General features: G+C 58.9%; 18 protein-coding genes. 5 read left to right on the top strand and 13 right to left on the bottom strand.

Annotated elements, in window-relative coordinates:
* Positions 1-18: 18 nt before the first annotated feature.
* The 9 genes from H4Q31_RS17305 to H4Q31_RS17265 form a co-directional block, all read right to left on the bottom strand.
* Positions 19-2,223, bottom strand: a complete 2,205-nt coding sequence (locus tag H4Q31_RS17305; protein ID WP_245347502.1) for a DUF2264 domain-containing protein — start codon at positions 2,221-2,223, stop codon at positions 19-21.
* 75 nt (positions 2,224-2,298) lie between these two features.
* The gene (locus H4Q31_RS17300) at positions 2,299-3,450 is read right to left on the bottom strand and encodes a glycoside hydrolase family 88 protein (RefSeq protein ID WP_245347501.1); all 1,152 of its coding nucleotides are present in this window, start codon (positions 3,448-3,450) and stop codon (positions 2,299-2,301) included.
* A 29-nt stretch (positions 3,451-3,479) separates the two neighbouring features.
* Entirely contained in the window at positions 3,480-5,336 is a 1,857-nt protein-coding gene (locus H4Q31_RS17295) for a heparinase II/III family protein (protein ID WP_185180316.1), read from the bottom strand.
* A 192-nt stretch (positions 5,337-5,528) separates the two neighbouring features.
* A complete protein-coding gene (locus H4Q31_RS17290; protein ID WP_185180315.1) occupies positions 5,529-7,136 on the bottom strand; it encodes a response regulator transcription factor in 1,608 nt (535 codons plus the stop codon).
* On the bottom strand, positions 7,114-8,943 hold the full coding sequence (locus tag H4Q31_RS17285; RefSeq protein WP_185180314.1) for a cache domain-containing sensor histidine kinase: 1,830 nt from the start codon (positions 8,941-8,943) through the stop codon (positions 7,114-7,116). Before H4Q31_RS17285 ends, H4Q31_RS17290 begins: the two co-directional genes overlap by 23 nt.
* Positions 8,944-9,022: 79 nt before the next feature.
* Entirely contained in the window at positions 9,023-10,447 is a 1,425-nt protein-coding gene (locus H4Q31_RS17280) for an ABC transporter substrate-binding protein (RefSeq protein ID WP_185180313.1), read from the bottom strand.
* A gap of 126 nt (positions 10,448-10,573) precedes the next feature.
* Positions 10,574-11,413 carry a carbohydrate ABC transporter permease gene (locus H4Q31_RS17275; protein ID WP_185180312.1) on the bottom strand — a complete coding sequence of 280 codons (840 nt, stop codon included), beginning with the start codon at positions 11,411-11,413 and terminating at the stop codon, positions 10,574-10,576.
* Between the two features lie 22 nt (positions 11,414-11,435).
* Positions 11,436-12,392 (bottom strand): carbohydrate ABC transporter permease, encoded by a 957-nt coding sequence (locus tag H4Q31_RS17270; RefSeq protein WP_185180311.1) that lies wholly within the window; start codon positions 12,390-12,392, stop codon positions 11,436-11,438.
* Between the two features lie 151 nt (positions 12,393-12,543).
* Positions 12,544-14,190 (bottom strand): hypothetical protein, encoded by a 1,647-nt coding sequence (locus H4Q31_RS17265; protein ID WP_185180310.1) that lies wholly within the window; start codon positions 14,188-14,190, stop codon positions 12,544-12,546.
* A 384-nt stretch (positions 14,191-14,574) separates the two neighbouring features.
* Here H4Q31_RS17265 and H4Q31_RS17260 point away from each other — a divergent pair, with 384 nt between their 5' ends.
* Genes H4Q31_RS17260 through nagA form a run of 3 tightly spaced genes read left to right on the top strand, consistent with a single transcriptional unit; the run spans position 14,575 to position 17,368 of the window.
* On the top strand, positions 14,575-15,441 hold the full coding sequence (locus H4Q31_RS17260) for a MurR/RpiR family transcriptional regulator (protein WP_185180318.1): 867 nt from the start codon (positions 14,575-14,577) through the stop codon (positions 15,439-15,441).
* The gene (nagB, locus tag H4Q31_RS17255; RefSeq protein ID WP_185180309.1) at positions 15,438-16,166 is read left to right on the top strand and encodes a glucosamine-6-phosphate deaminase; all 729 of its coding nucleotides are present in this window, start codon (positions 15,438-15,440) and stop codon (positions 16,164-16,166) included. The genes H4Q31_RS17260 and nagB overlap by 4 nt, the downstream gene beginning before the upstream one ends.
* Positions 16,163-17,368, top strand: coding sequence for an N-acetylglucosamine-6-phosphate deacetylase (gene nagA / locus H4Q31_RS17250; RefSeq protein WP_185180308.1), 1,206 nt, complete (start codon positions 16,163-16,165; stop codon positions 17,366-17,368). The genes nagB and nagA overlap by 4 nt, the downstream gene beginning before the upstream one ends.
* A gap of 309 nt (positions 17,369-17,677) precedes the next feature.
* On the opposite strand, the gene H4Q31_RS17245 is transcribed toward nagA, so the two are convergent.
* Positions 17,678-18,694, bottom strand: a complete 1,017-nt coding sequence (locus H4Q31_RS17245) for a TIGR03943 family putative permease subunit (RefSeq protein WP_185180307.1) — start codon at positions 18,692-18,694, stop codon at positions 17,678-17,680.
* Positions 18,691-19,563, bottom strand: coding sequence for a permease (locus tag H4Q31_RS17240; protein ID WP_245347505.1), 873 nt, complete (start codon positions 19,561-19,563; stop codon positions 18,691-18,693). The genes H4Q31_RS17245 and H4Q31_RS17240 overlap by 4 nt, the downstream gene beginning before the upstream one ends.
* 308 nt (positions 19,564-19,871) lie before the next feature.
* On the opposite strand from H4Q31_RS17240, the gene H4Q31_RS17235 reads away from it, so the two are divergent.
* A complete protein-coding gene (locus H4Q31_RS17235; RefSeq protein WP_185180305.1) occupies positions 19,872-20,969 on the top strand; it encodes an LCP family protein in 1,098 nt (365 codons plus the stop codon).
* 85 nt (positions 20,970-21,054) lie between these two features.
* On the opposite strand, the gene H4Q31_RS17230 is transcribed toward H4Q31_RS17235, so the two are convergent.
* The gene (locus H4Q31_RS17230) at positions 21,055-21,342 is read right to left on the bottom strand and encodes a DUF1294 domain-containing protein (RefSeq protein ID WP_185180304.1); all 288 of its coding nucleotides are present in this window, start codon (positions 21,340-21,342) and stop codon (positions 21,055-21,057) included.
* 157 nt (positions 21,343-21,499) lie between these two features.
* Positions 21,500-24,865, bottom strand: a complete 3,366-nt coding sequence (locus H4Q31_RS17225; protein WP_185180303.1) for an Ig-like domain-containing protein — start codon at positions 24,863-24,865, stop codon at positions 21,500-21,502.
* Between the two features lie 325 nt (positions 24,866-25,190).
* Between H4Q31_RS17225 and H4Q31_RS17220 the strand changes: the two genes are divergently transcribed.
* On the top strand, positions 25,191-25,642 hold a 452-nt coding region (locus H4Q31_RS17220; RefSeq protein ID WP_185180302.1), incomplete at its 3' end, for a hypothetical protein.

Below are 25,642 nucleotides of genomic sequence, written 5' to 3'. Positions count from 1 at the left end.
ACAGCGCTTCGCGCGCGGCTACTCTCGCTTCCCTTCCCCACGCGGAAGCACAATCATACGGCCGGAGCTTGTCGCGAAGCGAATCTCCTCGGCCGTGATCTCGAGGCTATGCGCGGCGACATGGCCATCCGAGAGACCGCCGACGGCTTCACCGCTGCGCCCCTCCATACCAGCAGCCGCAGCCGCCTTGCCATCCACGCTCGTACCGCTAGTCGGCCGGCCGTACACGGCGGACACGAGCCAATGCTCGCCCGCCGGCAGCCGCGCCTGAAGCGTGGGGATAACAGTTCGCGGATGCAGCACGTTCGTGTTCGCATGCGGACGGATTGCCTCAGCCCGGGCGAACCCGAGCAGCCCGCGAATGCCGCTGACGCCGAGCTGTCCCGACGCCAGGGCATAGCATTCGCCAGAGCGCAGCGGTAGATCGCCGCCGTCACGCCCTGAAGTGCGGACTACTCCACCCCCGGCCTGCTCGCCGCTCATCTGTACCGCACGTCCCGTCGAATTCCCCGTCAACGCGGACGAACCTCTGTCCATCTCGTTCCCCGTCAACGCGGACGAACCGCCATCCCCGGCCCCGGACTTCTCGCTCCCCGCCTGCCCCGCTTGCCCCGCCTGCCCCGCTTGCCCCGCCTGCCCCGCCTGCCTCGCATGCGCCGCCGTATCCGCCGTCAGCCCAAGCGCAAATCCTCCCTCGGCCGCATCCAGTTCGCGTTCCGTCCGCACGCAATGAATGCGCAGATGCCAAGGCAGCCCGGCTACGATCCAAGTCCGCGCCTCGACGTCGCGCCACGGCTTCCATCTCGCGAACAGCACATTCTCCTCGATCGACGTCTCCTCATTGCGCCGGCGCACCCTGTACAGGTTGTCTCCCGCTTCGCTAAGCGCCAGCATGGAATCGAACGCGCCCTGCCCCAAGCCCCACTCCGCCTTCGGCACGCTGAAGCCGAACGCGGTCGAGTAGACGAACTTCTCGTACTTCGCGGACGTATGCGCGTGCTCGTTCGTCGCCAAGTGCCCTGCATTAAACGCAGCGACATGATCGCTCGCCGCTTCCCGGCACAGTACCAGATGAGCCGGCCGCTGAATCGACGGCGCATCATTCCATTCCGGCAGCGGCTCCTCCTCCGCTCGCCAGAACGCCGAGTCCTCCGCAAGCGCCAGCGGCAGGAACGTCTTCAACGCCCAGTATGGCGAGCCGGGCGAATTGTACTGCTCCGCCATGATGAGATTCGGGTACGCATACCCGATCGTCAGCAAGCCGGCGGAGTCGAAGATCGGCTGCTGGAACCACCAGCGCAAATTGCGCAGCACAAGCCCCTTCAACACGCCGGGCGAGATCGCATCCGTGCCGGCATAAGCCAGTGCGCTCCAGAACGCGGATTGCGAGAACCGATACGCCAGGCTTCGGCCATACGGCAGCGCCGAGCCGTCCGCGGAGAACCAGCGCAGGAAGTCCCGCGCGAACAACTCCGCTCTCTCCCGGTAACGGGCAGCCCGCTCCGGATCCTCCGCAGCCATCAGCTTCGCGTACAGCAAGCCGTAATAATGCAGCGCGAACGGCACGTAATAATCGCTATGCCCGCCGACGCCATCGGCATACCAACCGTCCCCCAAGTAGAAGTCGTCGATCCGCCGCAGATTCGCCTCCAGCTGTTCGGAAGCGTACGGCAGCCCTATTTTCCGAAGACCCATGTTCACCAACACGTGGAAGAACAGCCAGTTGCAGTCGTACACCGGATGCTCGTTAATCCCATTCAGCCAGTTGATAAGATTCTTCCGCTCCCGTTCGCCAAGCGGCTCCCATATCCGTTCGGGCACCAGCGCGAGCGCGAAGCCGAAGACGGCCATCTCCACCAGCCGCTGATCATAGTCGCGCGCCTCACCCCAATATTCCTCATGCCCGGGATCCGTTCCGTTTGCGATTCCCCGCACATAGATGTCCCAGATCGGACCGGGCTCCCCGCCTCCCGCCCAGTAGGGAACGAGCCCCCACATGACGCGGGAGAAGCCCTCCATCTCCGCAACATCAGGGGCGTAGCTCGTGCCCGTAACCCCGAGCTTCAGTCTCGCTCCGCCTGCACTGTAGCGAGGCAGCAGCGGCTCGCACAGCTGAAGCAGCGCCTGGCGCATATCTTCGCGAGTCCGCAGCGGATTGTCCGCAATCGGAAGACGGTCCGAACGACCGGCCGCATACCGGTCCTGGTTCAAGTTTGCGGTCATGAGAATGCAGCTCCTTTTCGCCGCCCGGCCATACCGGGAAGCGGAGATATTGGCCGAACTGCGAACGACGCTCTGTTACTCCCAGAAGATCGTCCGGTTGCCCCGCAGCCGCGACAAGCCTTCCACGAAGAAGTAATCGCCATAGATCAGCGGCACGTCGACGTTCTTGCCTTCCGGATAATGGCTTGTGCCGTGAAGGATCAGCCCTTCCTCGTTCGGATCGTCCCAAGCGCCGTAGTTGCGATAGAGCGATTCCAGCATGCGGACCGCCGCGTCCCGATACAACGCCGATTCGTGAGCGTCTACCTTCTCCGCCAGCAGCAACAGGCCGCAGGCCGCGCACGCCCCTGCGGAGGAGTCGCGGTAAGCCGTCACTTCCGGCGGCAGACGGAAGTCCCAGTGCGGAACATGATCCTCCGGCAGATTCGCGAGGAAGAAGTGCGCGACCCGCTTCGCAGCGTCGAGGTAAGCGCGTTTGCCCGTATGGTGATAGGCGAGCGTCAAGCCATAGACCGCCCAAGCGGTTCCGCGCGACCAGGCGGACTCCGGCGCATAGCCTTGGCCGCCGATTCCTTCGATGAATTCACCGGTCTCCGGATCGAACCGGAGAATATGATAGACCGAGCCATCCGAACGGACGAACCGCTCCACGACGGTGTCCATATGCGCTTCGGCCATATGGCGGTAACGCGGGTCCCCGCTCTCCTCGGACGCCCAGAACAGCAGCGCCATGTTCATCGCGCAGTCGATGATCGCGATCCCGGCGTTGTCCTCCCCCTCCGACCAAGGGTTCCAGGCACGAATGAACCTTCCCTTCACATTGAAGCGGCCGGCGAGATAGTTGGCGGCCTGCAGCGCCCGGCGGCGGGATTCCAGGTTGCCGAGCAGCTTGTAGGAAGCGACGCTGGTCAGCGTCCACATGAAGCCGATATCATGATCGAGCCGTGTATAGTTGTGCAGCACGGCGTCCAGCTTATCCTCGCATTGCTCCGCCAGTTCGCGCAGCCGTTCAGAGCCTCTCCCGCCGTCTCCGCTGCCGTTATAGACCAGCCACAGCAGCCCTGGCCAGAAGCCTGCCGTCCACCAACCCGGATCCTCGAGCACGTACCGCCCTCCCTGGCTCGCATGCGGGAAGTTCGCCCCGATCCGCTCGCTGACGCGAAGCGTTTTGGAACTCGTCTGTCTCCATGCTTCCTCTACCCAAGACAAGTCTCTAACGTCCTTCAACTCTCTCATCCCCCATCCCATGTCAACTGCTAGTTAAACTCGAATGTGAAAGTCATACGTTGAACCAGCCCCGCACCGGCATCCTTCACGGCAAAGTCGACCGCGTACCATGGCGTCTCCCGCCCGAAGTGGTCGCTGTACGACCTAGCTTCCACGTTCGCATCCAATTGCGCGGCGTCGTACCGAATCCGCAGCGCTCGCTCGCCTGCCCCGCGCAGCACGACGCCGTCCTCCGCCAGCTCCGGCGGCACGAACGTGACGAACCGCTCGATGAGGCTTCCCGGTGGCTTAACGAAGCGGAATTCGTCTGTCAGCTCGAGACAAGGCAAGCGGCCGTCGAGGTTATGCCCCCGCTTCCGCCAGACGAATCCGCGGACGAGCGACTGCAGATGCGGCACGCGATAAGCGGAAGCCATCTCGAACCGGAATCTGTCCTCCCCGTCCCCTGTGACCGCCTCCAGCACACGAGCCTGGCTAGCTAGCCCCGCCGCCTGCAGCGAACCGTCCACGATCGGCACCGCGTGACCTTGCGATCCGTTGCAATCGTATTCGTAACGGCCCGATCCGAAGTAAGCCTGCGTATACTCGCCGCTGCCGAGATCGGCGATGAACGTCTCTCCAGCTGCTAGAAGGATGAACTGGCCGATGTCGTTGTGGTTGTGCGGCTCGGCGTTGTGTCCGGCTTTGGCGGCGAAGCCGAGTGACTCGCCGCCAGCCGTGCGATGGCGGGAGATCAGCCACTGCGCATCGGGCAAGTAGAAGCTGCCGTCTCGCCACTCCCCGCTGCTTCGGCTCGCGTCGAACCAGACGAAGTGGCGAAGCGCCGGCGCCCACCGGCTGCAATGGTCATCCAGATACGACGCCTGCAAGGCTAACGGCGGAGCATCCACCTCCGGATATAACCCGGCCAAGTAATGGGTTAGCCCCATCTGGACGCGGGCGCGCGGCACCGAATCCGAGAAATTAGCGACGCGGTCGCCGCCCAGATAGACCTTCTGCTGGAACTGCGCGATCCGCCGAACCTTATCCCCGCGCATCAGGTCCAGTGCGCCATTCGTCCGCTTCCGCAGCAGATCCGCGAAGTACACGTAATAACCGAAGCCGTAATTCCAATAACCGAGCCCTTCCGGACAAGCGCCGTCATCCCCGTAGCCTTCCAAGAAGCGGTCCATGCTGCCCATCGTTCGGGCTGCGATCTCGGCAAGCCGCTGCGGATCGCGCACCGCCAGCAGCGCGGCGGAGCCGATCGAGCCCGCGCATACCGCAGCCCAGTTGTGACGGGCGGTCTCCCAATGGTACGGCTCGCCGGATAAGTAGGGAGCGAACAGCCGAATCTCCACTTCATCCGCGATTCGCTGCCGCAGCAGAGACGGCAGCCGATCGCCAAGCAGCATCGAGATCTCGGTCAGCGTGAAGCCGGTCTCCGCCGAGAACAGATCGATCGTCCGGCGAATGTCTGCGTTCGAGCCGGAGACATGCGCGGGAAGGCACCACGTATATTCATCGCACACCAGCCAGATGATGTCTTGCAGCGCAGCCCGGTGAGCCGGCTCATCCGGTTCCAGCAGCGTCAGCAACGCGAATGTGTTCAGCCGCCTTCTCCGCTCGAAGTAAGCGCGCTCATATTCCAGCCTGGACCCTCGCTCTGCGAAGATAGCAAATAGCGAATACGTCAACTGCGGAATTGGCTCTTCCTGCAGCCGCCGGCCTTCCTCGCGGATATCGCGGATCCAGCCCGCGAATTCCGGCGCCTCGGCCGCTCGGTTCCAGAAGGCGTCCGAGTCTCCATCCTCATAATAGAGCCCAAGACTGGCTGGAGGTCCTTCCGCCAGAGCCGACGCCAGTCCCGCCCGATTCGCCGCGATATCTCCCAGAGCTTGCTCCATTGCTGTGTCCCTCCCTTTGATCTCTGATCGATCCGGATGTGATTTCCGTTAGAAGCCGAAAGCATGCTAAATTGGCAAAATAACGGCGGCGGTGACCATGAGAATAGTGAGGCGGCTGGTCCTTGCGGATTCGCTTGCGCGACTTGATACGCCAAGCCCCTGCCAAGCTCGCTTCCCCCCGCTTTCCCTCGCCTACCGCCTGTACTCCATCGGCGTCACGCCGGCGTGCGCCTTAAACGTCTTGATGAAGTAGCTCTGGTTGTCATAGCCGAGCTGCTCGCAGATCTCCCCTACCGAATGCAGCGTCTGATCGAGCAGCTCCTTCGCTCGCTCCATCTTCATCCGCGTCACATACTCGATGAAGGTGATGCCGGTCTCCTTCTTGAACAGCCGGCTGAAGTAGCTGGCGTTCAGATGAAGATGTTCCGCGACTTCCTCCAGCGAGATTCGCCGGTTCAGATGCAGCGACACATATCTGCACGCTTCCTTGACATCCGCGCGCTTGCCCGCGGCGGTTCTGGCCGTCCCCTCCGGCTGCAGCGCCACCTGAAGATGCTCCATGAGCCAGTCCCTCAGCTCGTTCAGCGAATCGATGCCGAAGATCTCCTTATGCAGCGTGTCCGCTGTATCCCCCGCGCCGATGAAGTGCAGCGAGTGCAGCTTCAGCTTCAGATCAAGCAGCAGCTTCAGTGTCCAATCCTTCACCTCTTCCGGCGCATACCCCTCCTGACGGATGCGGGAGATCCAAGCGTTAGCCGCTTCTCCCGCTTCCTTCGGCGTTCTGCCCACCAGCATCTCCCGCAGCTCCGCGCTCGCTTGATCATAGTGGGCGAACAGCTCGCCCACGCGCGGCTTCGCCGCACGGCGCTTCACGATGCCGCCTTCGCCGAGATAGAACCGCTGCGTCTCGCTGTTCAGCAGCTCCAGCAGCTGCGCTTTGAGACTCACAGGAGACGCTGAAAGACGCTCGCCGACGATGAAGGACATATGCACGCCAAGCACCTTGTGCAGCATGTCGCGGATCGTCTTCAAGCAGCGCTCTGCCTCGTCGTATATATTCGTCTTGATCCCAGGCTTGTGCGAGAACAGGAAGAACGATCTGCGCGCATCATAGCCGATATGAAGCCCGCGAAGCGCCATGCCGGAGAGCACCTCTTCGATCACGTTGCCCACAGCGAATCGAAGCGTCTCATCGGAAGAGAAGCGCTGCTTCAACCGCCGGTAACGGTCAATGAAGCCGATAGCCGACAAGCAAGCCTCGCCTTCGAACAGCAGACCGAACTCGCGGGCCTCGTGCAGCCATTGCTCGGATGAGAGAATCGGCTGGTCGATGAAGTGCCGGAAGAACTTCTCCTTGCGCAGCTCCTGCGTCTCGTTCACGAGCACCTTCAGGCGCGACTGCTCCCAGCTCGTCTGCCGCTCCTCATCCATGCTCGCCTTGAATCGCTGCAGCAGAGGCACCAGATCCTCCGGATCAAGCGCATCCTTCAGCAAGTATTCCTGTACGTTCAGCCGCATCGCCTGCCGAGCGTACTGGAACTCGTCATGGCAGGAGAGAATGACCGTGCGCAGATTCGGCTTCCGTTCCTTCATCCGGGCGGTCAATTCGAGTCCATCCATCTTCGGCATCCCGATATCAGTGACGAGCAGATCCGGCATCACCTGCTGCGCCTGCTTCCAGGCGCCTTCGCCGTCCTCATGCGCGCCGATGAGCTCGAAGCCCAGTCCCTCCCAGTCGATCCGATCGGATAACAGCTCGATGACCGGATAATCGTCGTCAGCCAGCATCACTTTGTACATCGCCGCCGTCCTCCTTCCGCGGAATGAACATGCGAATGACCGTCCCCTTGCCTTGCTCGCTCTCCGCTTCCATGCGGAATCCGTCTCCGAATACGATCCGCATCCGTTCCGCGACGTTGCTCAAGCCGAATTGCGAGAAGCTGCCCCGTTCTTCATCCTTCCCTTCAGCGAATGGCGGCGCCTGCTGAAGCTTGCGTCGCAGCGCTTCCAACGTGTCGGCGTCCATACCGTTCCCGTCGTCCTCTACGGACAAGACGAGGAAGAATCGTCTCAACTCAGCCCGGATGAAGATCGAACCCGCACGCCGTTGCAAGCCGTGTATGATCGCATTCTCGACAATCGGCTGCAGGAAGAACCTCGGCACCTTCCAGAGGAACACCTCCGAATCCGCCTCGATCTTGAGCGCTGCTCCTTCCTTCTGGCGCAGATTCATCAGCTCTACGTAGCTGGTGAGCAGGTCCATCTCTTCGTGCAGCGTGATCTCGTCCTCTTCCTTGCTAATTGTCATCCGCAGCAGCCTGGAGAGCGAACCGATCATCTTGGCGCTCTCCGGGTCGCCCCGGTGCATAACCTTCATTCGGATGGAGTTGAGGACATTAAACAGGAAGTGCGGATGAATCTGCGCCTGAAGCATCCTCAGCTCCGCTTTGCGTTTACGCGCCTGCGTCTCGGACACCTCGGCGATCATCTCCTGCACCCGTCCGAGCATCTGATCGAACAGGAACCCGAGCCTTGCGATCTCGTCAGAGCCGCGGATGCCCGACCGGACGTTAAGATTGCCGCGCTGCACCGCCGTCGCAACCTTCCCGAGCCGGACCAACGGCTTGGTGAATGTCCTCACCAGCAGAAGCAGAAGCGCTAAGAAGCTGATGAACGAAGCGATCTGGAAGACGAACACGCGGTTGAAAATGGATGAGATGTTGACAATCGCTTCCTTATAGGGCTGCTCCAGAACGATCGACCAATCGTTCAGGCCGATTGACCGCCGGACCACGAGAACCTTCTCGCCTCCGATCTCCCTCACGGCAGATTCCCCTAAGCCGATCATGTTCTCTGCCGCAGGCTCCCCGATCATCTCCTTGTCCGAGTCCGACACGATCCGGCCTTCTCCGTCCAGCAGCATCACGTGCTGCTCCCCGGTCAAGCCTTCAAAGATCGAACTAACCTCGTCCTCGAAGAAGGTCACGACAATATAAGCGTAAATATCCGAATGGTCATTGTCGAGACGCAGCGTTCGCCCGACGGAGATTTGATGCGAGTGGAACCTCTTATCCTGCCTGAACGCGGTCGGCTCTGCGGCTGACCAGTAAGAATCCAAGCCCCCCAGCTTCTGAAGCTCAGGGAACCAGGGCTTCTCGCGAAGAGACAACGGGTTGAATTCATCCACCGAGTAATTGATGAAGTATTTGCCATTCGGCAGCAGAATCGTTACGTAGCTCTTCTCGCCGAGCACCGTCAAGCTGTCCAACTGCTCGAGAATATGCTTCTTGTTCGAATATTGGGCATAAGCGCTGCTATTGTCCTCATTGCCCGCGTTCAAGAGCTTCAAATAAGCGGTCGTCTCGGCATTGACCTGAATATAGTTGGCGATGTTCAGCATGCTCCTCATTAGATTCGTGACGGAGCCCTGCACCAGTTGCAGCGAGTCTTCCGCATTAGAGAGCGCTTGCCGTTTAACCGCCTCTTGGGTAAGCGAATTATAGAGCAGAAGCGTAATGAACCCCGGAACGAGAATGCAGACGACTGATGCCGCCATAAGTTTATGTCTGAAGGAACGCAGCGACAACAACTCCCGGATCCGGTTCATGAGGTTCAGCCTCCCGCCAATGGCAAGAAAGGGGGGAGCCCGGCTCTCCCCCTTCCTGGGTCATACTTCTATCAGAAGCTTATTTCTTGTTGGAGTCTATAATCTCCTGCACGCGCTTCTGCGAATTCGCGATCATCGTATCGATATCTTGATTGCCGAGAATGAGCTTCTCGTATTCCTCATTGACCGCCTTATAAACTTCGGATTGATAGGAAGCAGGCGTAATGATCGCCGACGCCTTCGAGACGGTGAGCGTATCGACGAGCGACTTCTTATCCACGAGCTCCGGATTCTTCGTGCCGCTTAGAATCGTGTCGATAATCGGCTCGAGCTGATCGCCGGTGATCTGATTCCAAGAAGGAACATTCTTGCCCTGAACGAGCTGTCCTTCCGTCGTATACCAGCGGATGAAGTCGTAGGCTTCCTGCTTATGCTTCGAGCTCTCGGCGACGGCTACATAGTCGGTTGTCACCGGCGTGTAGCCCGTCGGATCGCTGGCGTTGTTCTTCGGGAACGGCGCTACGGCGACATGGAACGTCAGCGGAACCGTCTCCGTGCCCCCGATCTCCGTATTCATCCAGCTTCCGATCGGCAGCATGGCAGCTTTCTGATTGAAGAACTGCGTGCGGTAAGCCAGCTTCTGCGAGATCATGTCTTCATAAGGAGTGGAGGATTTGTCTTCCTTCTCCATCTTGACGCGCAGCTCGATCGTCTTGCGGAAGTTCGGGTCGTCCAGATTGGAAGAGCCGTCTTGCTTCAGATAGTCGGAATTGGTCGGCTGGTTCTCGATCATCAGCTTCAAGTACTCCATCCAGCCGCCGGCTTGCGGACCGTGGAAGTAAGTTCCGTATACCTTATCCGCGCCGTCGCCCTTCGTCAATTGCTTCGCGTAATCGGCGAATTCATCCCAAGTCCAATCGGTCGGCACGGAGAGGCCCGCCGCATCCAGCATATCCTTGTTCAACAGGACATACCATGGATTGAACTTGCCCGGAAGCGCATACACTTTGCCGTTCAGATGCGTGTCTACCTTGTAATCTTCCTCTACCTTGTAGCCGTCCGCGGCGATGAAGTCATCCAGCGGCGCTGCCATTCCGAGCGCCACGCGCGCGGCGTAGCCGGACGGATCGCTGAACATGATGACGTCCATCGTCTCATTGGAAGCGGCAGCCAGATCAAGCTTCTTCATCGATTCCTGCGTATCGCCCTTATCGCTGAGCGTTACAACTTCGACAGTAATACCTGGATGCGACTCCTCGTAAGCGGATACCGTATGATTCCAATTGTACTGCTCTTCGGTGCCCCACGTGTACAGCCGCAGATTTACCGGCTCGCCGGAAGCGCTGGCCGATGGCGATGCAGATGCTGATGAGGATGCCGGCGCACTGCCGCTCGCGGAAGGCGAAGGGCTGCTCGTGTTGTTCGAGTTGTTGCCGCCGCATCCGGCGAGCAGTCCAAGCGCCAAGACACTCGCTGCCGTGCCGGATAAGAGTTTCTTGTTCATCGGAAGACCCTCCTCGTATTTGGCCTATCTCTTAGGCAATTCCAATTATATAGACGTCCATAATTTTACTCATGAAACAATATTTACTTTTAATTAACTATTTTTACTTGTTGGTGATCGCTTACATTAACCTTTAACCCCACCGACCGCAATTCCTTCGATGACGCTCTTCTGCCCGATGACGAAGATAATGAACAGAGGCAGAATGGCGGATACGGCAGCAGCCATAATGAGAGAGTAGAACTCTCCGCTCATCGACGTGAACTTCTGCATAGCTAGAGGAAGCGTGAACAATTTGTCTGTCCGTAGAAAGATCAGCGGATTCTGGTAGTCGTTCCATGTCCAGATGAAGCGAAGAATCGCATACGTCGCCACAGCCGGCTTCACAAGCGGGAAGCCGATCGACCAGAAGATGCGGAAGTGTCCCGCGCCGTCGAGCTTGGCCGATTCGATGTATTCCTGGCTCACTCCCATAAAGAACTGGCGGAGCATGAACGTTCCCAGCACGCTGAAGCTGCCGATGATGATAAGCCCCAAATGGCTGTCGAAGAGATTAATATTGCGATAAAGAATGAATTGGGGTACGAGGATGGCTTGGCTCGGAACCATGTATGTCGCGAGGACGATCATGAACAGCCACTTGCTAGCTTTGAAATTCACCTTGGAGAAGCCGTAAGCCGCCAGGCTCGACACCCCGGCCGAGATTATCGTCGTGCATACTGCGACAATAATTGAATTCAGATAGTAGCGGTAGAACGGGTACCTGCCTGCCCATACTTCCTTATAATTCTCGATAGCGTGCCAATGCTTCGGCCACCAGCGAATCGGATAATCGAACACCTCGTTCTCCATCTTGAACGACGTGACCAGCATCCAGATGAACGGGAGCAGGAATACGATACTGAGCGCTAGCATGATGACGGTAATTAAACCTCGTCGCCAATCGAACTTGCGAGATAGCGGCATTGTCTCTCTCTCCTCTCTCCGCTTAGTAATTGACCCATTTCTTCTGCGCTGCCCATTGACCGGCGGTAATGAGCATTACGAAGAGGAACAGGACGGCCGCTACGGACGAAGCGTACCCGATCTTCAAATTGTTGAACGCTTGATCGTACAAGTACCAGACCATCAGGCTCGTCGACCCGAACGGTCCGCCAAGAGTCGTGACGGCAATGATATCGAATACCTTGAAGGTGGAGATAATGCCCGTGACCAGCAGGAAGAAGGAGGTCGGCGACAGCATCGGGAAGGTGACTCGCGTGAACTTGGTCCAGGCGTTCGCGCCGTCGATATCCGCAGCCTCGTACAGATCGCGCGGAATCGACTGCAAGCCGGCGATGTAGATAATCATGTTGAAGCCGATCGAGATCCATACCGTGATCAGCATAATCGACACCAACGCATAATCCGGATCCGCCAGCCACTTCGGCGGATTGGAGAAGCCAAACGTTCGCAGCACCTCGTTCACCGGACCGTACGACGGCTGGAACAACACCATCCAGACTACCGCTACAGCGACGATGTTGGAGACGTAAGGCATGAAGTAGGCGACCTTGAAGTAGCCCTTCAGATACACGTACCGGTCAATCAGCACAGCCAGTACCATCGAGATCAGCATATAAACTGGCACCGCAAGCAAGAAAATCAGATTATTGCGCACCGAGCGCAGGAACATCGGATCATCCAGCAGATTGCGGAAATTCTCGAAGCCGACCCACTTGATGCCATCCCAGCCCTGAATGAAGTTCCAATCGGCGAAGCTGAGCGCCATCGTTGCGATGATCGGCAGCAGTACGAGCACGAATACCCCGATCAGCATAGGGCTGACGAACAGGAACCCCGACAACGTCTCGCCGCGCTGCAGAGAACCTCTCCTCGGCTGCTTAGGCTCGGCTGTCCGTGCCGACGACGTAGTTGCAGCGGGCTGCGGTGATTGTGGATCCATGGCAAGCACCTCTATCTCTATATGACGTTTGTTTACCATTATAAAAAAAATACCGTCAACCCTGTTGACGGTATTTTGATTCGATTCACGCTAATTTTGACTTTCCTCCGAATCCGTCAGCCCCATTGACGGTATTCGGACGCGAACCTGCTTAAACTTCATATCTCGCGAATGATACGGCCTCGCCGTTCACGGACGCTTGGTATCCGCCATCTGTCCCCCGCGACAGCTCCAGCTCTTCGTCCGCTGCCAAGCTCCGGTAGAAGGCTCGGGTCGCGTCCGCAGCGAACTCCGGCTCCCGCTCCCGCATGACCGCCGCGAATTCCTGCAGGCTGCCGATACACAACCGCTCCGCGTCGGCGCGGCCGATCGCTTCCACCACGACGCCGTTCGGCCCGCCGCGGCTCTCGGCGGCGTCGCGGTCGGCCAGCTCCTCCACTTGGCAAGGACGCAGCAAGCGGACGGCCAGATAAACCCGATCCACGAAGCCGAACAGCGCGTTCGGCTCGCGAATCCATTCGCCCTTCGGCAGCACGCCGACGATCCGGCTCTCCTCCCCTTCCGGGAGCGGGTAGAGGGCGATGACGACATTTTTGCGGAACAGCACCTCGCCTATATCGCTCTCATGCCTCGGATCGAGCTCGGCATAGCCTTCGCCCGGATGGAAGAAGTACAGCTGGTTGATCGACTGGCCGCGGCCGATCGGCAGAGTCACATCCCAGCGATGCTGCTCGTTGTCGTACTCCCGGACCCGCTCCCAAGCGCCTCCTGCCGCATAATCCTCTGTGATGTAGACGTACTTGTGAATGCGCCGGCTCTCTTCGCCTGCAGCCCCGCCGCCCAGTACGGCGTACCTGGCCGCTTCCAGCGGGATGCTGCGATCCAGAGCGTTCCGGCTTACGTCTTCCGGCGCCTCGTAATATAGGAACCCGGCGAACTCGGTGCGCGGCATCTCGTCCGGCAGCGGGAAGTCCCCGAACTGCACATAGTCGAACAGGACGTTCCCGTCCTTCGGCGCGTCGTGCGGCAGCGAGCGGGCATGCGGCCCGGCCCAAGCTCCGCGCAAATAATAGAGCGATCTCTCGTGCCACAGATAATCGAGCATATCGCTCAGATCGCGGTTGATGTCCACGTCCTCCACCAGCTCCCAAGCGGCGGTGAACGCCTGTACCCAGTGCCAGAACCACGGCAGCGCGCCGTATTCCCGCATCCCGTTCTCCCGAATGTGGCGGAGGGTACGCACCAAGCTGCGATGCCCGTCCTCCACCAGCTCGTAATCGCGGAACATCTGGCCGAAGATCAGCTTCGCCGCCGTGTACTTCGCTTCGTGATGGTTGAACTCGCGAATCTCCTTCGCGTAGAACCGGCTCTTGTACATGTGCTCGAACGCATTCTCGAATGCCGCCTGCAGCGGCTGGCTCATGTGCTCCTGATGATCCCGGTAGAAGTACACCATCAAGCTGCCCATCAGCTCGACCGGGAGCGTGTTCGGCTTTGCTTCCTTCGGCACGGGACCCAGCCCGAGCGGCCAATGCCCGTAAGTCGGGCTGTCCGGATCGCGGTCCTGAAGCTTCAGCACCTTCAGCAGCATTTGGGAGGAAGACGCCAGTGTCAGCTCCTTGTCGAAAGGCACGCTCAGATCCGGGTCGACCGAAGCCGCGAATAAGTACGCCGCATAATAGAAGTTATCCCGGATATCGTGATGGAACCACAGCCCGCTCCCGAGAAGCGGCTGCTTCTGCGCTTTGATGGCGATCCGCCGTATGATCTCACGCTGTCTTTGCTCATATGTGGTCATCTGTTCTCGCCGCCTCTTTCCGTCTATTCTGTCCGTCATCCGCCGTGTATCCTTGTATCTTCGCCTGCCGGAACGATTGTCATGTTATAAGGATATCCTGCCGCCTGTCCCCTAATGAGACCGGATGCCGGGAAAATGGCTCGGGCGCCGTTCGGTTGCCGCGGCTCGGAGCACATTTATCACTTACCATCATACGTGGAATTCATCGAATAACAAGCCGAACGGGCATAAATGACGTTTTTTTCATGATTTAGAGCGGAATCGGCCCGGTAACGGCCTGTTGAATTTTGGCACGAGATCGGCTATCTTTAAGATGGTGTGAAAATTATTTTCTTATTTTGTGATTATTGTATGTAACTAATTTTCTCAAGAAGGTGTGTTCGAATTATGAGCATCTTGAACGCGATTCGGGAGAAATTAGACGCCCTTCACCTGAAGGAGCGCGAGCTGGCTGAATTTCTGCTGGAGCGGCCGGAGCAGGCGGTGCAGATGACGATATCGGATCTAGCGCAGCAAGCGGGCAGCAGTACGGCCACTGTATCGCGATTCTGCCGATCGTTCCACTTCCAGAACTTCGCCGACTTCAAGATGCGTCTGGCAGCCGAGCTGGCTAGACAGCCCGCGCAAGCGCAGTACCAGGACATCGTCGCCGGCAACCCGCTTCAGGAGATCGTGTCCGCAATTACCGCCAACCATATTCGCTCGATCACCGACACGACGCGGAGTCTGGATCTGCAGCAGCTCAAGGCGGCCGTCTCCGCGCTGCACTCGGCGAAGCGAATCGACCTGTACGGCGTCGGCACGTCCGGCACGATCGCGCAGGACTTCTTCCACAAGCTGATCCGCATCGGCAAGGCAGCGAATGCCTACTCCGACCCGCATATGCAGATCACTTCCGCCGCTTCGCTCACCGAGCGGGACGTTGCGGTCGGCATCTCCTATTCGGGCGAGACGCCGGAGACGGTTCATGCGCTTCGGAGCGCGAAGGAGCAAGGCGCCGTCACGATCTCCATCGCCAAATTCGGCAATAACACGCTCGCAGACGCAGCCGATATCCGCCTGTTCACCTCCACTTCGGAGGAGGGCATGCGGCGAGGCGATATGGCTTCCCGGATGGCGCAGCTTCATGTCGTGGACATTCTGTTCACCGGACTGGTCAGCGAGCACTTCGGCGTCTACGTGCCGAGGCTGGAGCATTCGTTCCATATGGTTAGACGATATACGGGCCAAGAGGAGAGGAAACCGCAATGAACGTGCTCATCTTCGATTCCAACGAGAAATTAAACGAGACAGGTGCAGGTATTATAACCGGACTTGTGCAGACCAACCCGCGCGCTGTGCTCGGCCTAGCGACGGGCGGCACGCCGGTCGGCGTCTACGAGCAGCTCGTCAGCGACTTCCGGCGGGGACTCGTCAGCTTCCGGCAAGCGACTTCCTTTAACCTGGACGAGTATGTCGGTCTGCCTGCCGATCATCCCGAGAGCTATCATTCATATATGAATCATCATCTGTTCCGCCATATCGATCTGCCGGCCGCGCAGGCGCATATCCCGAACGGCAACGCGGACGATCTAGAGGCCGAATGCAGGCGGTACGATGAGATGATCGCCGATGCCGGACAGATCGATCTGCAGCTGCTCGGGCTCGGCCATAACGGCCATATCGGGTTTAACGAGCCGGCGCATGCTCTTATTCGCGGCACGCATATCGTCGATCTGGCCGAGGAGACGCGCCGGGCGAACGCGCGCTTCTTCAATAGCGTGCAGGAAGTGCCGAGCCAGGCGCTGACGATGGGCGTCGGCACTATCCTGAAGGCGAAGATGATTCTGCTCATCGTCCGAGGCGCGGACAAAGCCGAGATCGTGCACCGCGCGCTGACCGGGCCGATCACGACCGACTGCCCGGCATCGCTGCTGCAGACGCATCCGCATCTGGTCGTCCTGCTCGACGAAGAAGCTGGGAGGTTGATGAGATGAACCGAGGGGATGTCGATTCGGGAATCGGGACGCTTGTGAAGGACGCATCTCTCGTCACGCCGAATGGCGTCGTGGATAAGGGATGGATCTGGCTGCGGGACGGCGTGATTCAAGCGATCGGCGCCGAAGATGAGGCATGGCCTGCCGAAGCCAATGAGGCATCGCGCATGGACGCCAAGGGCGGCTGGGTGCTGCCCGGCTTCATCGACGTGCACGTTCACGGCGGCGCGGGCTACGACTTCATGGACGCCGGCCCGGAAGGCATTGACGCCATCGCCCGGTTCCACTCGCAGAACGGCACGACCAGCCTGCTTGCCACGACGCTGACTGCCTCGCGGGAAGAGCTGACGGCTGTGCTTGACCGCGTCGCCACCTACGCCGCCGAGCCGATGCCTTACGCCCAAGTGGCCGGCGTCCACCTCGAAGGCCCGTTCATCAGCCCGAAGTGGCCCGGCGCGCAGCACCCCGGCTACATCGTCCCGCCGCAGGCGCAATGGCTCGACGAGTGGGTCGCGCGGCATCCGGGGCTGATCAAGATCCAGACGCTCGCGCCGGAGTCCGAAGGCGCGCTCGACTACATTGAGCGGCTCGCGGCGTACGGCATCGTACCGTCGTGCGGCCATACCGACGCGACGTACGACCAAGTCGTCGCGGCGGCGGACCGCGGCCTCAGGCACGCGGTCCATACGTTCAACGCGATGAAGCCGCTGCATCATCGCGAGCCGGGCACGGTCGGCGCGGTGCTCACCGACGACCGCATTACGGCCGAGGTGATCGCCGACGGCCACCACGTGCATGCGGCGGGCCTGCGCATCGTGGCCCGCATGAAGGGCGCGGACAAGGTCATCCTCGTGACCGACGCCATGTCCGCAGCCGGCATGCCCGACGGTGACGGCTATGAGCTGGGCGGCCTGCCGGTCGTCATGATGTGCGGCGTCGCCCGGCTGAAGGCGACGGGCAATCTGGCCGGCAGCACGCTGACGATGATCGCCGCGTTCCAGCACATGGTGCGCGAAGTCGGCGTCTCCATCGCGGACGCCAGCCGCATGGCGAGCGCCAATCCGGCGCGGGAGATCGGCTTGGGCGGCGTGACCGGCTCGCTGCAGGCGGGCTTGCGCGCCGACGTGCTGCTGCTGGACCGCGCGCTGGAGCTGCGCCGCGTCTGGACCGGCGGCAAGCCGCTGTCGCCAGAGGCGAAGTGACGCCTACACCTCTTGCCGGCTGGCCACTTAATTGGTGCGTTCTGCGCCATTTAGAGCCGGCTGGCGTCGCTCCTAGCCGGAATCCGCGCGAACTAATTGCAGATATGAAATTAGTCCCCGATGCTGCGGACAGCCGAGAAGACGAGCGACGTGCTGCGAGAGCGATGATGCGACTCGGACTCGACTGACGCCCTGCAAGGACGCTCGCCGCGCCGCAAACAAAGACGACCGCCGCAGCGGTCGTCTTTTTCACCAATTAGCCTTCTGTAGGAGCCATCCCGCACATATAAGTGCAATAACGGGGCTTGATCAATTGAAGTTGCGATAGACGTATGGGTCCTCGGGCGCTTCGATCGGTTCGTACGCGTCGGCCTTCAGCACCGGAATAGTCGCCTTGAGCGGCTGATAATACTCCCATGTCAGCTCGCCCTTCACGTGCAGCCAGTCGTCGTTGTTCAGCACCGTATCCTTCGGGAATTCGACGAGCATGCCGAAGACGCCGGAATCCGCGATGCAATGAATGAAGCCGAAGCGGAAGACGAAGTAATGCCGCCCGTCCACCTGCTGTCCCTTGTAGGCGAAGCCGTCGAACTGGATCGTCTTGCCGATGAAGGAGTTCGGGTAGTTATAGACAGCTTCCATGCCCTTCAAGTAATTGTCGTCGTTCAGATCGATCTCGGGCAGCTGGACGAACTCCTCCATCTCCTTGTTCTTGATCTTGTCATAGTCCTCTTGGCTGTAGTACAAGCTCGTGTTCGGCCGGAGGAACTGGTGGTTGCCGGGACTATTCTTGACTTCCTCCTCCAGCGTCGGGAACGAGAAGCCCTTGGCAGCGACGAAGCTGGAATCGAGCGTCTTGACTGGAAGGAAGATGCCGGTGAGAATCGGGAACAGCAGGATCGCGTACCCCGCGTACCTCTTCCACTTCGAGGACGGCTCGTGCGTGTGGCCGAACAGCTCGTGCGCATGATCGCGGCCATGCGGATGAGCATGATCATGATCTTGATGAGCATGCTCATGATTGTGATGAGCGTGATCATGATCGTGATGAGCGTGCCCATTCGAATCATGCCCGCCAACCTCGACAAGCTCGCCCGGCTCTGCTCCTTGCTCAAGAGCCTGCTTGGCTGCAGCCGCCCTTTTCTCAGCCGCAAGCTCTTGCTTGTACCCTCTCCAGAACTCATAGAGGCTGAGCAGCCCCAGCAGGACGATCGCGCTGATCGACAGGTAGGCGTACCTCGTATTGATATATTTGTTGATGTCGCCCGTATAATGCAGCAGGAAGAACATGAAGGCGAACCCGAACAGTATGGCGTATCGTATCATCCGGCTATCCTCCCGACGATTAAAGATCCAATCAGCGTGAATACGGTGACCAGCCCGATCAGAACGAGGACGAACTTGGTCCGATATGTGCCCAGCAGCATCAACGTATTCTTAATATCGATCATCGGTCCGAAAACAAGAAAGGCCGACAGCGCGCCAACGCCGAACGTGCTGCGGAACGACGAGGCAATGAAGGCGTCCGCTTCCGAACAGAGCGAGATGACGAACGCCAGCAGAATCATGATCAGCGATGCCGTGATAGGGTTGCTCCCGAGATGGAGCAAGGTCGACGTCGGCACAAACGTCTGCAGGCTGGCGGCGATGAACGCGCCTGCGACGAGATATTTGCCGACGGAGAAGAACTCGTCGATCGCATGCGTGATCACTTCGTGAATCCTTGCGCTTACAGGCATCTTGGGCGCCGGAGCGTGCTGCAGCGACGGCTCGATCGTCGCCGCTACCGGAGCGTATTGCTGCTTGAACGGGAGCTTCGGGAAGAAGAACGAGATGGCGATCGAGACGCAGAACGCAACGGCGATCGCCATTCCGCCGCGAATGGCGACCATTCGCCAGTCGTTCCCGAAGGCGATGTAGGTGGCGAACAGGACGATCGGATTGATAATCGGCCCGGTCAGCATGAAGGCGATGCCCGCATGCAGCGGCATTCCCTTCAGAATCAAGCGGCGCGTGATCGGTACGATCCCGCATTCGCAGGACGGGAACAGGACGCCGATGCCGCAGCCGAAGAGCGACGATAGGAAGCGGTTGTTCGGCACGATGCGCGAGATCCACTTCTCCGTAACGAACGCTTGTATAAGGCCTGATATGAGAACGCCCACCAGAACGAACGGGATAGCCTCCATCACCATGCTGATGAAGATCGTGTTCAATTGATAAAATGTGTTCAACAAGCATCCTCTCCGCTAGTTCATAATAAGGCTCATAATAGGGGTTCAAAATAGGGATCGCAGAATACTCGCACCTGGAGGCGGCGAAGTTCCACTCCTGATTATAGTCTTGATACTAGCAAAAATAAAACGAGCCAAATTAAGCAAAATGGTTCTCGTTCAACTTTATGCAGCCATGTTTCGTCTATTTATGAGGAATTTCTTGCTTTATCCCCTGAGGCGAAATGACTACAATAGGTAAAGCATATTGACGATTTCGGAGGACTTCTATGACTGCTTTAAAGCCCGGACGGCGCAAGTGGCGTTTAGCGCTGCTGATCGCCAGCTCGACTCTAGGTACGCTCGTGCTCATCCTCGGCATCTTCGCCGGATTCTTAGTTTACAAGGCCGATCATACGATTTCGAAAATAGCTGCTCCTGCGGCGCCGGCAACCACCGCGTCCGCCTCGCCTTCGGCAAGCCTGCCCGAAGTGACCGCTTCCGGCAGCGAAGCGCCCGACGATTCCGAGCGGCCGATCACGTTCCTGCTCGCCGGCATTGACAACCGCGAAGGCAGCGGCGGAACGCTCAACACGGACGTTCTGATGCTGGCGGCGCTCAACCCGAAGACGCATGCGGCCAGCCTGCTGTCTCTTCCAAGGGACCTGCAAGTGAAGCCGGAGACGATCTCTACGCACAAGGCGAATTATTATTACGCGTACTTCTACAATCAGGACAAAGAATCGGCTATGGCCTCCACGAAGCAAATGTACAGCGATCTGCTGCACTTCCCGATCGACCATATGGTCATGATCAACTTCGACGGCTTGCGCAAGCTGGTCGATGCGCTCGGAGGCGTTACCGTCGACGTCGATATGGATATGCGGTACCGGGACGACGCGGACGGCACCGACATCGATCTGAAGCAAGGCGTCCAGACGCTGGACGGCGATCAGACACTGGACTTCGTCCGCTACCGCAAATCCAACGAAGGAACTCAGCAGTCCTCGGACATTGCCCGCAATGCTAGGCAGCAGCAGGTGCTGAGCCAGATCGCCGACAAGCTCGCGACGTTCCAGGGCATTACGCAATGGTACAACGTGCTCGATATTGTCGGAGACAACGTGAAGACCGATATTCCGGAGAACCTGCTGCGGGATTGGATGTCCGATTACAAAGCGATGAAGCCGGATCAAATCCAGATGCTTCCGCTGGAGACGCACTGGGACAGTCCATATATCTACGCGAACGAGGACAGCCTGCGCGAAGCGCTCAATACGCTGCGGACGGAAGCCGAACTCCCGCCGAGCGAGATGGCGGATCTGCCAGACGTCATCGGCACTTACGAGACTCCCGATGAGGAAGCGTCGAACGAATCGGCGCCGTAATGGCCGGCCGGGCAGCTCCGTTAGGACTGCATCTGGATCGCATCAGGATCACGTTAAGATCGCCGCAGGTTCGAACTAGATTGGTTCACGCCACATACTTGTACAGCTTATACAGAAGCCACAGACACGCCGCGTTCAGCACGAAGAGTGCCGGGATTCCGACCACGAACGAGGCGTGTTTGGTTTTGTGCCGGAACGAGCGCATGCCGATCCAAGCGCCGAGCGCGCCGCCGCTGGCAGCGGCCAGGAACAGCCTCTTCTCCGGCACGCGCCTTCCTCTCAATTTAGCCTGCCTCTTGTCGTACCCCATCAGAATATAAGCGATTGCATTCACGAGAATGAGATAGATGGTTAGAATGATCCCAATGATCATCAAGCTCCCCGCCCCTTCCGAATAACCCTTCCATTATGGACAAATCCGCAAGTTCCGTCCATCTCCGGAGCGCAGGTTGGATGGGGAACGAGAACAGCCGCCGAGGGCCCGCCCTTCTTCCGAGAGGCGAGCCGCTTCGGCGGCTGTTAGCTTACTCTTATTGGACTCCGAACACGACTTCGTCCGTCGCCGCTCTGAGCCGGTTGTAATCCCGGATCGCATCTGCTCCTTTGGAGGAGACGCGGATCGTACCGATCTGCCCCGAAGTCATCTCCGGAACCTTGAGCACCACCGTCTGTCCTTGCAACGAACCGGAGGTCGGCTTCACATCCTTGCCGGCGATCCGGATATCGAAGAAGTCCGTCTGGTTCGAATAGCCTGTGATGGCTTCATTGAAGGTGACCAGAATCAGAGAACCGCGCGCTTCGACCTTCGAGATCGCAGGTCCGGACTGGTCCGCTCCTCTAGAAGTGAAGGCAACCTCGATCGTGCCGGAGCTCGAGACGCCTTGAAGCGGAGTGCCCTGATCGTCCGCAATCCAAGTCTCATTCGTGTCCAGACGCAGCACGTAGCGTTTGCCAGACTCCAGCATCTGCCCTGTCTCGGCGTTCAAGTACACCGTTAACGACTTGCGGTCGCCGGACGGTACGTAGACCGCATAGCCCCGCTTGTCGATATTGACGTCTTCCCGATCCGTAGAATTATAGACGGTGAATCCGTTCCCGTCCCCGATGCGGACGGGCTCGCTGAAGCTGACGCTGAACGTATACCGGTCGTTCGAGACGACCTGGGTAATCCGGGGAGCGGTATCTGCTGCCGACGTTCCCGCGAATGTCACCTCATAGGGATTCCCGTCCGAAGTACGCGTCTGGATCGCGTTCCAACCGGCCGCATCCGTAATGCTCGCTTGAGGCTGAAGCCGGTACGTATAGCCCGACTGCAGATCGTCTTCCAGATACAGCACCGCTTCCGTCACGATCGCTCCGCGATTGTTCAGGCTATCGGAGCCGACGACGAGCTCATGCCCGTCGTTCCGGAAGATCCGGAAGCCTTCGGGGCCGATATTGCGAACCGGTTCGCTGAACGTCACTTGTACGGCTCCCCGGTTAAGCGCTTTGGCTTGCGTGACATACGGAGCTCTGTTCGCAGTCTCCGTTCCTGCGAACGGCTTCTGGTCAGCCCCGTCCTTGGTCACAAGACCGTTAATCCCCGACACCTTGCCGGTGTAGACGTGGCTGGGCAGGAACAATGCCGGGTTGTTGCTCTTATCGGTTCGGAACTGAACGGTCACGATGTTGTCCGAACCGGACTTGCGCGATACGTACGATTGCCAGCCGTTGTTCGATAGGTCTTGGCCGTTGTCCTTCACGACCGCCAGACGGAGCTGCCGCACATCCTCGTCATAGAGAGCTCTGTTGAACGTTACCTGAACCGTATTCTGGTCGACGACGGCGATCGCTTGAAGCGCGATCGAGCCCGCAGCGGACGCAGCGCCGACGAACTGCAGGCTCGTATTCGCCGTGATCGGCAGGCCGCTCAGATCCTTCACGTTGTTGATCGTCAGCGTATAAACCTTGCCCGGCGTCTGATCGCCGGTCGAGATCGTCACGGTCCGCTTCGCGTCGTCATACTGAGCGCCCGTCACCGACAGGCTGCCATCCAAGCGATAGTTGGCCGCCCGGTTGGCCGTGCCCGAATCGAGCCGCTCGTTGAACGTCAACTCGATCTTCTTCGATCCCGCCGAGATGGCGGTCACCGTAGGCGGCGTACGGTCGACCAATCCGCCGAACAAGAGGTCGGACTGCGTCTCCATGACGTTGCCGGACAGGTCCGATATGCCGCGCACCGTTAAGCGGTACAAGGTGGCGTCTCTCTGCTTGGAGGTCGTCAGAAGCACGGTGTCCCCGTTCTCCAGATATGCGCTCTGGACCGTGAGGCCGTTATCAATGCTGTAGTTGCCGCGGTTCTCCGCTTGCGCTTCGTTCACCTTCTCGCTGAACTTCACGCTAAGGACCGAATTCTCCAGCACTTGCACCGATTGAACGAACGGCTTGATCCGGTCATAGGTGAAGGAGAAGGTCTTCGTGTCCATCGTATTGCCGGACAGATCGGCGATGTCTCGGATCGTCAGGCTGTATTGCCGGTCTTCATTCAACTCGCTCGTATACAAGGTGACCGTCCGGCCGTCGTCTGCCAGCGTCGCCCGATTGATGCGAAGCCCGTTATTATTCCGGTTGTTCCGCTGGTTCTGGTTGTCGTAGCTAAGTTGGTAATTGCGCGTATCCTGCGCGTCGTTCCGGTCCACCTTCTCGCTGAATACTACCTTGACCGTGCTGTTGCTCTGGCTCGCCACGGAGGCGACCGTCGGCTTCGTACGATCATCGAGACCGGTGAAGTACAGGTCGCTGCGCGTCGACATGACGTTGCCCGCCAAGTCTCTGACGCCGCTCACGCTGAGACGATACCGTTCGCCAGCGTCCTGCCGCGAAGTGCCGATTGACACCGTCTTGCCGTCGTCGGACAGATCGAACCACAGCAAGTCAAGGCCGCCGGAGAGGATGTCGTAGTTATCCGAATCAGTCGCCGTCGATTCGTTCACCCGCTCGCTGAACGTGACTTGCAAGAGTCCTTGGCTGTTCGTGAGCTTGACGATCGACGGTCTCGTTCGGTCGCGATTGTCATCGTCGTTATTGTCAATCGTCTGCGAAGTATAGCGCCAGCCTTCTCCGTCGATGTACAGCGTGTGGATCATCGATTCCACCTGCGTTCCCGTCGTGATCGTCACGATCATTCCGTCGAATGTCAGCGCCGCGTTCAGAATAGGAACCGTACCGCCTTGTTCATTGCGGAGCGAGAAGTGGGACAGATCGATGCTGCTGATCGCTTTATTCAGCGTAACCTGGATGACGTTGTTGGAGAGCGGCTGAACCGCCTTGACGTCCAGTTGTCCGCCGATCATCTGCTGATACGCGGCATATGCGGCCTCAACGAGCAGCGCGCGCGTCGCCGGAACCGTATAATCAGTCTGCGGCGGAATATAGCCTTGATTGACTGCATTACCGACCGATGCCCTCGCCCAAGCCGACACCTTCCCCGTCACGACCGTCCCTGAGCCGGAATAGCCATAAGCCCGAACGAGAATCGTGGCAAGCTGCTCGATCGTCACGTTGCTGGCTGGAGAGAACTTGCGGTTGCCCATGCCGTTCATCAATCCCGCCTGGCTGACCGCTTCAATCTCGCCGAAGGACCATCGCGATCGGAGCACATCGTCATAACTCGCCTTCGACGGCTGCTCCTCCTCCATTCCCCACAGCCGGAACAGAACGGCGGCGAACTGCTCCCGCGTCATGGAGCTGTCCAGTCTTGCGCTGCCGTCTTCGAACCCAGTGAAGATACCCTTCTGCTTCAGGACATCGTACTTCTGCTCGGTCGTCAGCGTCTGCGCCGCTCCCGCCGCCGACCAAGCGGGCAAGATCAGCGCGACCATCAGCACGAACATCAGCGTCCTGCGTAATAGAGCCATCTGCATCCTCCTTTGTCCGTGAGCCGAGCTCACATGTTAGAATTGGAAATGCTGACCATAAAACGCAGTTCGGATACAGAAAGTTTCGCCATAGAGCCCGTTCAGTTCAGTTCGGAAAAGCCTATTTTTTCGAGCAAAATAGGGACAAACAGACAAAAAACCTCTTGCGGACAAGAGGCTGGGGGCTGCGAAATATTCATTTTGATGTTACATTTCGTAACTTCATATCGATTGGTAATCGTCAAAAAAAGTTTACGACCGCTCGTTTGAGTCTCAAGCGCCGTAACCGGGGGAAGTAGGCCGTTATCCCCCTGACTCAGGATAGATGACGCTCGCCCGACAACGCCGCCGCATTCCTGCTCATGTAGTCGATCTGATCGACTTCATCCGCTCATTCCGCCGCATTCCTGCTCATGTAGTCGATCTGATCGACTTCATCTGCTCATTCCGCCGCATTCCTGCTCATGTAGTCGATCTGATCGACTTCATCCGCTCATTCCGCCGCATTCCTGCTCATGTAGTCGATCTGATCGACTTCATCCGCTCATTCCGCCGCATTCCTGCTCATGTAGTCGATCTGATCGACTTCATCCGCTCATTCCGCCGCATTCCTGCTCATGTAGTCGATCTGATCGACTTCATCCGCTCATTCCGCCGCATTCCTGCTCATGTAGTCGATCTGATCGACTTCATCCGCTCATTCCGCCGCCCCGCTCCAGCCAGCTTCCCGGCTGCAGCATCACCTGCGGCAGTCCGCTGGCGGGATGGGGCACAACG

Source organism: Cohnella lubricantis (genome assembly GCF_014212015.1).
GTDB lineage: Bacteria > Bacillota > Bacilli > Paenibacillales > Paenibacillaceae > Cohnella > Cohnella lubricantis.
This window is presented reverse-complemented; position numbering and strand designations above follow the sequence as displayed.